Source organism: Pseudocolwellia agarivorans (genome assembly GCF_002000085.1).
In the GTDB taxonomy this organism is placed as follows: domain Bacteria; phylum Pseudomonadota; class Gammaproteobacteria; order Enterobacterales; family Alteromonadaceae; genus Pseudocolwellia; species Pseudocolwellia agarivorans.
The window spans coordinates 32,638-47,195 of the sequence record NZ_MUZU01000011.1; the positions used below are offsets into that span (position 1 = coordinate 32,638).

At 34.4% G+C, this 14,558-nt stretch carries 9 protein-coding genes and 1 tRNA gene; 9 read left to right on the forward strand and 1 reads right to left on the reverse strand.

Features of this window, described 5'->3' with window-relative positions:
- Window positions 1-107: 107 nt before the first annotated feature.
- Window positions 108-184 (forward strand) — tRNA-Met (locus B0X80_RS15955).
- 486 nt (window positions 185-670) lie between these two features.
- Here B0X80_RS15955 and wecB read toward each other — a convergent pair.
- Window positions 671-2,935: a non-hydrolyzing UDP-N-acetylglucosamine 2-epimerase gene (wecB, locus tag B0X80_RS15960; RefSeq protein ID WP_077342079.1), complete on the reverse strand. Its 2,265-nt coding sequence runs from the start codon at window positions 2,933-2,935 to the stop codon at window positions 671-673.
- 575 nt (window positions 2,936-3,510) lie between these two features.
- Between wecB and B0X80_RS15965 the strand changes: the two genes are divergently transcribed.
- The 8 genes from B0X80_RS15965 (at window position 3,511) to B0X80_RS16000 (ending at window position 14,551) form a co-directional block, all read left to right on the forward strand.
- Window positions 3,511-4,707 (forward strand): outer membrane beta-barrel protein, encoded by a 1,197-nt coding sequence (locus tag B0X80_RS15965; protein ID WP_139345335.1) that lies wholly within the window; start codon window positions 3,511-3,513, stop codon window positions 4,705-4,707.
- Between the two features lie 83 nt (window positions 4,708-4,790).
- The gene (locus B0X80_RS15970; protein ID WP_077342083.1) at window positions 4,791-5,330 is read left to right on the forward strand and encodes a polysaccharide biosynthesis/export family protein; all 540 of its coding nucleotides are present in this window, start codon (window positions 4,791-4,793) and stop codon (window positions 5,328-5,330) included.
- Window positions 5,331-5,339: 9 nt separating this feature from the next.
- Window positions 5,340-7,610, forward strand: coding sequence for a GumC family protein (locus tag B0X80_RS15975; RefSeq protein WP_077342085.1), 2,271 nt, complete (start codon window positions 5,340-5,342; stop codon window positions 7,608-7,610).
- A 354-nt stretch (window positions 7,611-7,964) separates the two neighbouring features.
- Window positions 7,965-8,693, forward strand: a complete 729-nt coding sequence (locus B0X80_RS15980; protein ID WP_077342087.1) for a tyrosine-protein phosphatase — start codon at window positions 7,965-7,967, stop codon at window positions 8,691-8,693.
- A 43-nt stretch (window positions 8,694-8,736) separates the two neighbouring features.
- Entirely contained in the window at window positions 8,737-9,531 is a 795-nt protein-coding gene (locus B0X80_RS15985; protein ID WP_077342089.1) for a hypothetical protein, read from the forward strand.
- Window position 9,532: 1 nt separating this feature from the next.
- Window positions 9,533-10,948: an O-antigen ligase family protein gene (locus B0X80_RS15990; RefSeq protein ID WP_077342091.1), complete on the forward strand. Its 1,416-nt coding sequence runs from the start codon at window positions 9,533-9,535 to the stop codon at window positions 10,946-10,948.
- Between the two features lie 5 nt (window positions 10,949-10,953).
- Window positions 10,954-12,153 carry a nucleotidyltransferase family protein gene (locus B0X80_RS15995; protein ID WP_077342093.1) on the forward strand — a complete coding sequence of 400 codons (1,200 nt, stop codon included), beginning with the start codon at window positions 10,954-10,956 and terminating at the stop codon, window positions 12,151-12,153.
- 478 nt (window positions 12,154-12,631) lie between these two features.
- Window positions 12,632-14,551 carry an acyltransferase family protein gene (locus tag B0X80_RS16000; protein WP_077342255.1) on the forward strand — a complete coding sequence of 640 codons (1,920 nt, stop codon included), beginning with the start codon at window positions 12,632-12,634 and terminating at the stop codon, window positions 14,549-14,551.
- Window positions 14,552-14,558: the final 7 nt, after the last annotated feature.

The window sequence follows — 14,558 nt, forward strand, 5'->3', positions numbered from 1 at the left end:
CTCCCTAAGATGCACATCATTGAAGCAGAGGCAACTTTGTAAAATTTTCTTTTAGAATGAATTAAAACTTCTAAGGCTTGTTTAAGTAATCACTTAAACCATTCGGACGCGGGATGGAGCAGCCTGGTAGCTCGTCGGGCTCATAACCCGAAGGTCGTCAGTTCAAATCTGGCTCCCGCAACCAATCTATTATTTTCCGACCAAATCGTCAGTTCGCTCTTTTCAAAGTTCAGGGCCCCGCAACCAATTCCCATTATACAATTCAAAATTTTCCATAAATACTATTAACGACCAAGTCGTCAGTTCACTCTTTACAAACTCAGGGCTCAGGCTACTAATCTGTGAGACCAAATATTCGAAAATACGTTACCAACGAATTACCCTAATTCCACGAATTATTCAAACAAGAAATCTCTGTTGATCTTTTAATTAGAGCAATTAGTGTAATTAGCTGAAAAGAAATTTAACCACCGAGGCGCTTCGCTTTAGGAGGTAAACCAAGACACAAATCTTTTCTCTGTATTCTCTGTGGTTCATCTTTTAATTAGAAGAGTTGGCGTAATTAGTTGGCAGTTTGATATTGAAAGACAAACAAAAAAGCCGCTTTACAATTCACTGTTAAAGCGGCTTTTTAATTTCTATTTAAATCTAAGTTATCTAAAACCCAGTTTTAAGCTCTAGTATTAAGTACAGGAATACTTAAATCTAAATCGTTATAGCAAACATGATCAGTGACTAAAATAACAACATCAGCCCAAGCTTCCATATCAGCTAGAGTATCAACACGCTCACAATCCCATGTTGGTACATAAGGGTCATGGTATTTAGTTTCGATACCTTGAGACTTAAAGTGCGCTAAAATTGCATCTGCTGGAGTTTCACGACAATCGTCAACGTTAGCTTTGTAAGCCACACCTAAAATACCAATTTTAGTGCCATTAACCGACTTTAGTAATTCAATCGCGTCGTTAGCAACAATCACCGGACGTTGATCGTTAATTGCACGCGATAAACGAACTAATTCACCAGACTTAGTACTTTCAACTAAAAACCAAGGGTCAATTGGAATACAGTGTCCACCAACGCCTGGGCCTGGTGTTAACACGTTAACGCGTGGATGACGGTTAGCAAGGCGAATAACCTCGTACACATCAATGTTTAATTCTTTACTAATTTCAGCCAGCTCGTTAGCAAAAGCAATACTTACATCGCGAGACGTGTTTTCAACTAATTTCACACATTCTGCGGTTGTTAAGTCAGTTAAGAAAACCTCACCTTTAACAAAGCTTTGGTACAAACGTTTAACTTTTTGCTGTGCTTCGCTGTTAGATGCACCAATAATACGGTCGTTATTCACTAACTCAAATAAAGTTTCACCCGGAATAGCACGTTCAGGACAATGAGCAACGTTCACCTTAATACCTGCTTCAGCAAAACGTTTCTCTACTTCAATACTGGTTTGCGGAGAAATAGTAGACTCAACAATAACGGTTTGGCCATCTTTAGCTACTTTAGCAACGGCATCAGCGGCAGCAAATACATAACTACGATCACAGCTATTGTTTTTATGTGGTGTAGGTACAGCAATTAAGTACGTTTCGCTTGACGGAATACTAGTAGATGCTTTTAAGAAACCTTGCGAAACCACTTTCTTAATTAACTCAGGCATACCCACTTCATCAAACGGACATTCGCCACGGTTAATCGAATCAACTTTTTCTTGGCTTAAATCAACACCTGTAACATGGTAACCCGCTTCAGCAATTAAGCTAGAAATAGGTAGCCCCATATAACCCATACCAATTACCGCTATGGTTTCGTTACGCGCTACAATTGTTTCAGTTTGATCTTCTTCGGTTTTGCCTGTAACAATATCAAGAATATATTCAGCAACATGACCATCACCAAATGGGTTTTCCCAATGGAAATCGCCCGCAGCTAACCACTTTTCAGCAGCAGCAATCGCTTTATCGCCATCACGACCAACTAAAACGTTTGCGCCTACTTCAATAGACTCAGGACGTTCTGTGTTTTCACGCAACGTAATACATGGCACACCTAATAAACACGCTTCTTCTTGAATACCACCAGAATCGGTTAAAATAAGTTTTGCATGTTTTTGTAATTGAATAAAATCTAAGTAACCAATAGGTGGAATAAGTTGTAAATAATTGGGTAATTCAATTTCAAACTCTTTAAGCTTAGCTTTTGTACGAGGATGAATTGGCCATACAATTGATTGTTGGTACTTATCGTGTAACTTATCAAATAACGCTAATAGCTCTAACAAGTTAGCAGATACATCAACGTTTGACGCTCTATGAGCGGTAACTAAGAAAAACTCTTTAGACTTAACGTTTAACTCTTCTAAAATTTTACTTTTTTCAGCAGACAATTCTAAATGCTGAAATAAAGAATCTGATACCGTGTTACCTACTTTATGAATTTTAGCGTGGTCGATACCTTCTTTTTTAAGAATAGTTTCTTGGTTAGGACCAACAGCAAAAAGAAAATCACTAATGTGATCGGTCATAATGCGGTTAGTTTCTTCAGGCATTGTACGATCGTAACTACGTAAACCCGCTTCAATATGCCCTACTTTAATACCTAATTTAGAGGCCGCAAGAGCACCCGCTAAAACCGTATTAGTATCGCCTTGTACAAGTACAACATCAGGTTTTTCATCAACTAAAATAGGTTCCATTTTAATTAAAATGTTACCTGTTTGGTTACTATGCAAGCCAGAACCTACACCTAAATTATAATGTGGTTTTGGTAACTCAAGCTCATCAAAAAATATGCTGTCCATTTCTTGAGAGTAATGCTGGTTAGAATGAATAATAAAATAAGGAATCCCCCTATTTTGACATTCTCGAATAACCGGAGCCATTTTTATAATTTCAGGCCTAGTGCCTACTACAATACCTATTTTCATTAGTTTCACTTTAATTGTTAGGGGAAAACACTCAAACCAGAAGTATTAAATAAATTAATATTAAGGGTTATGCTAGAAAATGCTACTTACTACATTAAAGCAGCAAACTTAATAAATTTTCCGAAGTTTCTTAACATTGCACATTAAATATAAATCATCTTGCCAAAATGATAACAGAATTGATTTTTTTATTAAATAAAACAAAATCAATAATTAATAACCATGAATACTAAAACAAAATAGCTGATTACAAAAAATATATTCTTATTTTTTTCAATACTTATTGAATGCTCTTAAGTAAAATAATGTAGCAGTATCTCAATAGATTTATATTTTTCATTTATAAAATCTAGAATATACATTCTAAACTTGGATTGTTATTAATATGTCTGCTAAAATCGCCCGAAAAGCTGATTTACCGTAATTTTATTCACGCTAGTTAAGTATTCATTCAAGATTAACAATGGTCATTTAATTGTAATGTATCAATGCTAACTTACTGAACAAATAGGCCTAACTAGTTAATTAATATAAGCAAGTTACTATCTACATAACAATAAGGACATACCGTAATTTTGAAAAGTTCAACTCAAATGTCAGCCCTATTAAAAAATATTGTTAAACACTCTTACTTATTAATTCTAGCTATCCCTTTAACTGGCCAAGCAGAAGATCGTCCAGGATTATTATTAAACGGTTCAGTATCAGCTGAATACACAGATAATGTGCTTAATAATATGAATGAAACTTCAGACACAGCGTTTATTATTAATCCCGACGTAAAATATTTAGGTTTAGTAGGAAAACATAAATTCTTATTAAGCTACAACGGCAAACTTGCAACTTATACAAAAGACAGTAACTTAAATTACAACGAACACAAATTAGCGCTTGGCGCCCGACTTGATCATAGCCATAAAATTAATACTGAATTCAAATTAGGATTCGACAAAATTACAGAAGAGCCAGGTTCAACCAACTCATCAACGCAATCGTTAACTGAATTTAATCAATACCAAAACAAAACAGCACAAGCAAAGTTGTACTACGGACAAGCCGTAAGTACAGGGCAAATTGTTTTAGGTTATAGATACAACGATCGTGAATACACTAATAACCAACAATCATTTCGAGACGTAGAACAAAACCAATTCAGCGCAACATTTTTTTACCGTATAGCACCTAAAACACGCATGCTTTTTCAAGCAAGTACTGAAGAATACTTATACGAAGATCAAACGTTTGGTAACGGATTTACTTTTAATCAATCAAGTGATAACAATTTATACCTAGCGGGTGTTGAATGGGAAGCAACAGCAAAATCGAAAGGCATATTTAAAATAGGTTATCAGAATAAAGACTATGATGATGCTAGATTAAACGACATATCTGGCCTTTCTTATATATTAGATATGATCTGGAAACCTAATACTTACACACAAATAAAATTAGGCGCAGTCCGCCAAACTACTGAATCAGCGCAACTGAATGTTGGCGGTTTTTTAAGCACCTCTTATTCGTTAGATGTTTCACATAAAATTATGCCTCGTACAGCAGTAACTGCACGCTTCACAACAAACAACGAAGAAATAGTTGCAGGGAACAGCCGAACCGATAAACGTAACAGCATAAAAATTGGTGTAAACCACAGTTTAAGAAAATGGTTAAACGTAAAGTTAGCGTACAAGTACCAAGAAAAAACGTCTGATATAGAAGTATTTAACTTCGAATCTAACACCATAGAATTATCGCTAGAAACGGCATTCGATTGACCTAAAGGTTCTATTTACCTGAACAATATTCATATAAATAAACAACCTGAAACAAATACATAAGCTTTATCAAAGGAAGAACCATGAAACTAACCAAACTAATTTTTACTCTATCCATGAGTATAATGATGTTTTTATCATTCAATACCTATGCAGAAGAAACAGACAATTATAAAGTCTCAACTGATGATGAAATATCCATCACGGTATTTAATGAACCCGACTTAAGTATCAACAAAACAAAAATTGGCGCCAACGGCTCTATTTCTGTTCCACTTATTGGTCAAATCGACGTTAAGGGATTATCGGTTCCTGAAATTGAAAGTAAAATTACAGCATTATTATTAGATGGCTACCTTAAAAAGCCGAACGTATCAGTAACCATTACAGAATACCGCCCTTTCTATATTAATGGTGAAGTTAAAAAACCGGGCAGCTATCCATACCGTAAAGGTTTAACCATAGAAAAAGCAATAACACTAGCCGGAGGTTTCACTGAGCGCGCATCAAAATCAGCCATCTCACTTGTTGGTGAAGTAGATAAACGTTTTGTAAAAGCTGTATCACTTAAAGATACCGTAAAACCTGGCGACGTTATTACCATCAGCGAAAGCTTCTTTTAAGGATAAAAAATGAACTCTGTAGTACCTGAAAAAGCATCATCGCTTAATAACCCAATGCATAACAACGATTCATTCAACACAGAAGAAGTAATCGACTTAGGCCAATACTGGCGTACTATTAAACGAGCTAAATGGGGAATAATAGTTATTACCCTTTGTAGTTTAATGGTTGGAGCTTACATAGCATCAACGGCTGTTCCTATATATAAAGCATCAAGTAAAATATTGGCTGATCCTCAAAACCCAGCTGCTGATAGAAACGAGCAATATATTGCTACTGCTTTAGTCTTTTTATACTACGAAACACAGTACGAAATTATAAAATCTCGTAACGTTGCTGAAGTGGTTGTAGATAAATTAAACCTTGTTGAAAAATATAAAAAAGATCAACTTGAATTAAAATCAGATAAACCGTCAGGTTTAAGTGTTGCAATCAAAGATTTCAAAAATGAAATCTCTGCCCTATTTGCAGCTGACACATCTAAAAAAGAAAAGACAGCGGCCTTAACTGACGCTCAAATTAAAATAATGCTTGCTTCAAGCATTCAAGGTAACGTTGAAGTATCTGGTGGTAAACAAAGTCAAATTATTAACATCAGTTATACTTCAGACGATCCACAAGAAGCAGCCGACATTATTAATGCGCTTTCTGAAGCTTATATACAATTTGGTTTAGAATCACGTTTAGGCGAAGTTAAAAACACAGAATCTTGGCTAAGTGAGCAATCCACTCAATTAAAGAAAAAACTACAAGACTCTGAAGCCAAGTTAAGTGCTTACCGTTCACAACAAGGCATGGTTGATACTGAACAACAACAACTGCTTGCTAATTCACAATTACAATCATTAAACAGTGAATTAATAAGAGCGCAAACCAACTTAAGTTCAGCTGAAGAACAATATTTAGCCGTTAAAAATGTAGACTCCGATTCTAAAGAATTTTATTCAATAGGCCCAGTTCTTGATAACAGAACAGCTAGTGATATGGTTAAATCTGAAGCACTACTATCACAACGTGTTAACGAACTATTCGAACGCTATGGTGAAAAACATCCTAAAATGATCGCCGCTCGTTCAGAGTTAAAAAGCGCTAGAGAAAACTTACAAACTGAAGTAAATAAAGTAGTTGATAATATTAATAAAAATTACAAATTAGCCAAATTACAAGTAGCTAATATTGAAAAACTTATTGATAAAAGCAGAAACGACATTCAATCGTTACAAACAGATAATTTTTCATTAGTGAGTTTAGAACGAGAAGTAGAAAACAACCGTAGAATATACGAAAACTTCCAAGTGAGCTTAATGGAAACCAATGGTAAAAGTGAGTACAACAGCTCAAACGTACACATTATTGACCATGCTACAGTGCCTAAAGTACCTTTTAAGCCAAATGTTAAACTCATTATTATTTTAGCGGGTGTATTTGGTGTGTTCTTTGGTGTGGTATTAGCTTTTGTTCGTGAAGCACTTGATAACACATTTAAAACGCCTGACTCTGTTGAAGAAAAATTAAAACTTCCAGCATTAGGTATTACGCCTGTAGTTAAAGTTAATAAAAAATTTGCAACACCTGAAAAGCAATACCTTGACGATTCACGCTCACCGTTTGCTGAAAGCATAAACACCATACGTACAGGTTTATTGTTTTCCAATATAGATAATCCGCCTAAAACCATATTAGTAACCTCGGCTACAGGTAGCGAAGGTAAATCGACTATGGCTATGAACCTAGCCGCAGCATACAGTAATTTAGGCAAAACATTATTACTTGAAGTTGATTTACGTAAACCTAGTGTAGCGAAAAACTTAGGCATAAAAACTAAACTTGGTTTAACTGATTTAATCTCTGGTAGTGTAACCTCTAGCTCAGAACTTATTTATAAAGACAACAACGACCAATTCAATGTAATCACGTGTGGTACTATGGCGCGTAACCCATTAGAGTTATTGTCTTCTAAAAAGTTCGAAGAAGTACTAGCGTCTTTACAAACTCACTACGAATACATCATTTTAGATGGACCTCCTACTCTACCAGTAAGCGACTCATGTATATTAGCCAACAAAGTAGACGGCGTTGTATTTGCAGTTAAAGCAGAAGACACACGTATTAAAGTCGCTAAAGAAGCAGTGAGCCGTTTACAGAAATTACACGCCAATATTATTGGTGCAGTACTTACTGTGGCAGAACCTCATAAAATGAGTTACTACGGTGATCATTATTACTCAGGCGAATACTATGGTGTAAAACCACCTAAAGAAGAAGCCAAAGCGAGTTAATTAAAAAGTTAACAGCAAACAAGAGCAACCACAGAGAACACCGAGGGACTGCGTCCTTCACCGAGTAAAGAACTTATATATTAGGTAAATGACTGTCAGCTAATTACACGAATTTACCTAATTAAGATCTGAACCAATGGTTTTATTGTTTTAAATAATTCGTAAAATTAGCGCAATTCGTTGATAACGTCTTTTAAAATACAAGAACAACCACAGAGTACACCGAGAGCACCGAGGTTTTAAACAAAGAGATTTTGAACATCTCTGTGTAGTGCGAAGCACACTCTGTGTCCTCGGTGGTAAAAAAGAAAACTACGATAAAATCACGATCACAACAACTAACTAGGTGAAAAAATGATAGACATACACAGCCATATTTTACCCGGTATAGACGACGGTGCTCGCTCGCTTGATGAAGCCCTTGATATGCTGAGAATAGCAATCGACCAAGGTGTTACTACACAAGTATTAACACCTCATATTCATATGGGGCGTTTCAACAACACTAAGCAACACATCGAACAAGAATTCACAAAATTTAAAGAACAAGTAAACGCCGCTAACCTACCTATAAAATTACTGTTAGGTGCCGAGCTACGTATTGGCCCTGAAATAATGCAGCTAATCAACACTGATTCAGTGCCATGGTTAGGCGAAGTGGATAGCCAGCGAACATTCTTATTAGAATTTCCCCGTACCGAAGTTCCTTTTGGTAGCGACAACTTAGTACGCTGGTTATTATCAAAAAATTGCTTACCCATTATTGTACACCCAGAACGTAACAGCACCTTTTTACATAACCGAGACAAACTACAAACCTTTATCGATTTAGGCTGTCCGTTACAAATTACCGCCAGTAGTCTTACCGGTAAGTTTGGTGCCGATGTGCAACAAATGACAGAAGAGTTATTAGAGGCAGATGAAGTCAGCGCCATAGCTTCCGACTGCCATAATTTAAAAGGCCGCTCGCCTGATTTATTCGCAGGTGTGGAACAAGCAAAAACCATCATAGGTAACGAAAAAGCAAATTTACTTGTTACCAACTCACCAGCTAAATTAACGTGCAACAACGCGTTTCATTAAGCTTTATACGCTTACCTATAAAAGTCTAACTCAGTAATACATTATGAACGGAATTCTATCTCAAGCTTCTCCCCTACCAAAACCATTTCAAATAAAAAAAACACTGCTAATTTTTACCTGCGTTTTTTTGGCTTTTTGGTGTTTACTATGGGCTTGGGCTTCACTCACAACAATAAGAGTTGAACAAGACATAACGCAATGGGAACAAAATAAAAAAACATTTTCAGTTGAAGAAAGCCATATATTTGAATCTAGATTACTAAGTTCACTGAAGTTAAACCCTTTAAGTGCCAACACTCATTTGTTACTCGGCAGGTTATACGAACAACAAGCTATTAATATACTTGACCAGTCACAGAGAAACACAATAGAAAGTGCTGAGAAGCATTATGTTTTAGCACTAAAAAAACAACCAACATGGGATTATGCTTGGGCAAAACTAGCTAACTATTACAGTCACTTTTACGAACAACTAAATACTTACGGTAATATAAATATAGAAAAACAGCTCCAAGAAGCAATAAACCAAACAATCTTTACAGGTCCGTACGAACGAAAAACCCAACGAGTTATTATTCCTTTACTTTTTAAACACTGGAGCCTTATAGCTGGCTTACCAAGCACAAAAAAACAAGCTGAAAAAGTATTATCACAGTCAACTCGGTATAGAGAGAATCTAGATCTCACACTAAAATCAGCAAAAACATACAATAAAATTCATGTATTAAAGGCATTACTATCTGACAAAAAACACATAAAAATATTGTCTAAATATCAAAAACAATTGGAAAAAGATAAACATCAACACACAAACAAACAGCTAAAGAGCATTAACTAACATGGATTTTAATTACTCAGAAGAAAATAAAAAGAACTCAACCTTGTTCATGCTTTTTTTAGGGCTTATCTTTTTACTACCTTGGCCACATGGCTTAGAACTAGTATGGGAATATCTTCTTTTCGGTTTTATTATATTTAGCCTAAGCACCATCCACCTAATAAAAACAAATAACATCAACAACTTAAGCTCGATACTGACACCTTATAAAACATCACTAATTTTATTTCTCATATTAATATTATACGCTTTGCTGCAAATAGTCCCTCTACCTCAAAGTGTCATAAAAATAATCAGCCCTAATACATTAACAAGTAATAGTTTAAGTATTGCACCCGAAACATCATTATTAGAATTACTCAAAAACATGAGTTATTTGGCTACCTTTATTTTATGTCTACTTTTATTAAGTTCAAAAAACAGAATAATAACGTTACTTAACATTTTATTTTTTTCTTCTACTGTAATTGCAATTTATTCGTTAATTAATCACTACACTGATGGTAGCTTCAGCTTAATTAGCTCAATTCCACCATGGGTTATGCCATGGAAACAAGTAACGCATGGTACCTTTAGTTATCAAAATCATTATGCCTCATTCCTTACCATGACCATTCCTTTAGGTATTGGGCTAATAAGCTACTACCATAATAAGGGGCGAGCTAAAGGCCTTAAGACACCATTAATGAATCAAATAATTGAACTCGTTATGTCTAAAAATGGTTTATATCTACTTGCTATTTTTATTATGATTTTATCTTTATTAAAAACCTCTTCGCGCGGCGGCAATTTAATATTCATATTTTCAATTTTTTATACCTATATTTGCTATTTAATAGTAAATAAAGCTAGTACAAAAAAACTAGTAAAACGCCTTTCTTTATCTTTATTAACTTTTATTATTCTTATTATGACCTTAATCAGTACTGGGACGATAGACAAATTAACTAAGCGTTACCAAAACCAAGGACTAACACCTAATGGTAGAGATATTATGGTTCAGACCGTAACAAACATAATCACTGACTATCCAATATTTGGAACAGGTACAGGTACATATCCCGTTATTCAACATAAATACAAATCACCTTTATTAGGTAATACAGCAATGTCTAAAAGAGCACATAATGATTACTTCGAGTATTTATGTAACCAAGGCATTATTGGGTTTTCGTTATTAATGCTGGCTATGGCATTACTTTATATAAAATTATTTAAGCAACTCAAAAAAACAAAAAGTAGCTTTATGGGAATAAAAATAGCCTGTTTCACATCAGTAAGTGCTATCTCAATACATTCTTTCATTGACTTCAATTTTCACTTACCTGCAAACGCTATTTATTTTTTTATTATATTTGCCGCTGGTTTACAGGCAGGACAATTAAGTAATAAACAACGTTCACGAGCTGAGTACTAACTTAAATGTTTGAACCAAAATCAAATACAGAAGCACTATTAATTAATCAGCTTGCTAAGTTGGTTTCGACTAACTTAGTAAACTTAAACAGCATTGCAGTAAAAAAAGACAGTGATAAAACTCAAGTAGAACAACTGTATTCATTATGTATCACCCACGGCGTAGCCAATCAAATTAACACCAACTTATCGGCATTATTATCTCAAGAAAGTAATACCACTATAAGCACAAAAGATATAGCGCCATTAAAAGAACTAAATAGCAAACTAACCGCTTTTGCTCAACATAGCCGAGTCATCAGTACTATTACCGACAATGCAGCTAAAGAGTTGCTATATGAGTTAGCACAAAAGAATATTAAGGTTGTGGTATTAAAAGGGTTCTCTCTAGGTTATCAGGTATACGACACGCCCTACTTACGCCCCAAAACTGATGTCGATATTTTAATAAGAAATGAAGACAAAGTTAAGGTATCTGAAATCTTCAAACATTTAGGTTACAGTAATCCTCGTGGCTGGGAGCCACAGGCCATTATGAATCAATTTGCGATGAAAAAAACATTAAGTAAAGGGGTTAACGTACTCTTTGATGTTCATCTTAAAATAAGCAACAGCAAGCAAATTGAAAACATTTTAAATTATCAAGAACTTATTCAATCCTCTAATACCACCCTACTGCCTAATATCAACTTAATTAACAAACCCTATGCGTTAATTCATGCTATTTTTCATCTGTTGCACCATAAATCTTCAGGTGATCTAATAAAGTTAATTTGGTATTACGATTTATATCTTATTATCGAACAACTCGACTCAGCTGAAATAGAGCAATTAAAAACAATAATAACTAATACGGGGTTAGCATTTTTGGTACAACACACGCTCGTATTAACCATTGAATACTTTCCGTCAGTTCAAATAAATAATTTAATTCAATGGTGTGAAACACCAAGTATTAATGCGACTAGCGAAAAGAGTTATAACTACTTACTAGGTAATGTTTTTGGTGTTAAAGGACTATGGTTGAGTTTATGTGCCACCAAAGGTTTAACCAATAAAGTAGCTATTATTAGAGAAACAGCCTTTCCACCTGCAGCAGAAATATATATAAAATACGGTAAAGATAGTGGCTGGCCACTTTCACTATTGTATATAAGAAGAATATTTACAGGTTCTATAAAATATATTTTTAAACGGAAAAAATAAAACGAGTCGCTAATTACTCGAATTAAAGACACCAGACTCACCACTCTCGTAATTTGTTAAACTCGCGAATTTTATCTCGGTCGATACTGGTTATAGATTAAAAATTAAAAATTAGAATATAGTATTTATTCAATGCTTGAATGTAATCACGAAGATGACTTTTACATTACTATTATTTTGAATAGTAGATACATAGTCCATCTAGAATGCTATGTATTTGGATTTAGTTGTCATAAAATTAAATATGACATCAGAATGATTATTTACAAAGTTTATATGTTTTAGTTATTGTTAGTTTTATTTAAACATATTCTGTTCAAAATCCAATTTTAAAAGAAGCTCAAGTCTTGCACAATATTTAAATAAATCGTCCATTTGAAGGTTTTTTATCGATTATTTTGTTTGAAAATTATCCTTGCCTTGCCTTTTTATTCGCATAAAATACCCACCTAGTTATCAATTGATTGAGTATGCTATTTTGCAATTTAGAAAAGACATAAATGGACTTCGAGCTATCGCCGTTATAGCTGTTGTGCTATTCCATTTTAATGCATCTTGGATGCCCGGCGGTTTTGCGGGGGTAGATGTTTTTTTTGTTATTTCGGGTTTTTTAATGACTGGAATAATATTTAGAGGCATAGAGCAAGAAAACTTTTCCATTTTGAAATTTTATGTTGCGCGGGCAAACAGGATCATTCCTGCCTTGGCCTTGCTTTGTTTAGTCTTATTAATATTTGGCTGGTTCTACCTTACGCCGTTGGATTATAAAGCGTTAGGCAAGCACGTAATGAGTAGCATGGTTTTTTTATCTAATGTGGTTTATTGGAGTGAGTCAGGCTATTTCGACGCAGCATCACACGAAAAATGGTTATTACATACTTGGTCATTATCCGCTGAATGGCAATTCTATATAATCTATCCATTAGTACTAGTTGCTATGCGAAAGTTTATGTCAGTCAAAGCGATGAAAGCAACTATATTAGCTGGGACTCTCTTAGGATTTATCATTTGTGTCATCGCTACTTATAAATGGCCCAACCCATCATACTATTTATTATCAGCAAGAGCGTGGGAAATGATGATAGGCGGTGTGGCCTACCTTTATCCAATAGCTTTAAAAAAAGAAAGAAAAAAACTATTAGAGTGGTTTGGCTTAGTATTAATTATTGTCTCTTATTTCTTTATATCAAAAGATAACCCTTGGCCTGGTTATTTAGCAGTATTTCCCGTGCTAGGCTCCTTCTTAATAATTCAAGCTCAACGCAATGATAGTCTTATTACCAGTAATATAGTATTTCAGAAGTTAGGTGCTTGGTCTTACTCTATTTACCTATGGCATTGGCCTATTGTTGTCGCTATTTACTACTTTTCATTAAGTGAAATTTTCATCTATATTGGTATTACATTATCTGTTTTATTCGGTTTATTGAGTAATAAATATATAGAAAAAATCAAATTCAGAAATGATTTCATCAGTATATTCAGTTATATAAAATGTAAGCCTATTTATATGATGTTAATTGTTGGTATTTTGGGCTCTGGAGTTTTTATCTCAAATGGTATTCAAGAGCACTATTCTGATGATGTAATTGTTGCAAGCAATGAAGCTATAAATACAAATCCTTATAAATGTATGGATAAGTTTCTTTGTGAAATTGGAAATAAAGATAATATTAAAGCTATTATTATTGGCGATAGTCACGCAAATGCAATGACTACATCAATTGCACATTCTTTTGACTTAAAGGATAGTGGAGTAATTTCGCTTACTGAGTCTGGGTGTCCATTTATACTTAACGCACAATTAGTAGGTCGTGGGGACAGTTGTTACCTGAAGAACAAGAATCGTGCAAAATATTTGAATTCACACCATTCAGGTGTTCCTGTTTTTTGGATAGCGAGAACTGGTGTATACATATATGGTCAATCAAACCCTAAAACCGAAAATGATACCAATATTCAGCCTCTAATTTACTTTACCACGCCTTATAAAAAGCCAAGTGAATTATTATATAAGGAATTAACAGAAAATTTAGGCATTACAATTGAAATGCTTACTGTTAATCACCCGGTGTATATTCTTCAACCTGTTCCAGAAATGAGAAAAAATGTTCCCAAGAGTTTAGCGCTCAACCTCATGCTGAATAAGGTTAATAATGATTTATCAATAGATTCTAAGCTTTATTTTGAACGAAATGAACATGTAAGAAATATAATAACTAAAGTAGCAGATATGAATAATATTCAAGTATTAGATCCTATACCGTACTTGTGCCATCAAGAGAGATGTATGGCGGTATTAGAAGGACGCCCAATATATTCTGATGATAATCATTTTAGTGAGTATGGTAATAGATTATTAACACCAATGTTTAAATTAGCCATTGAGCAACTCTGATCAACTA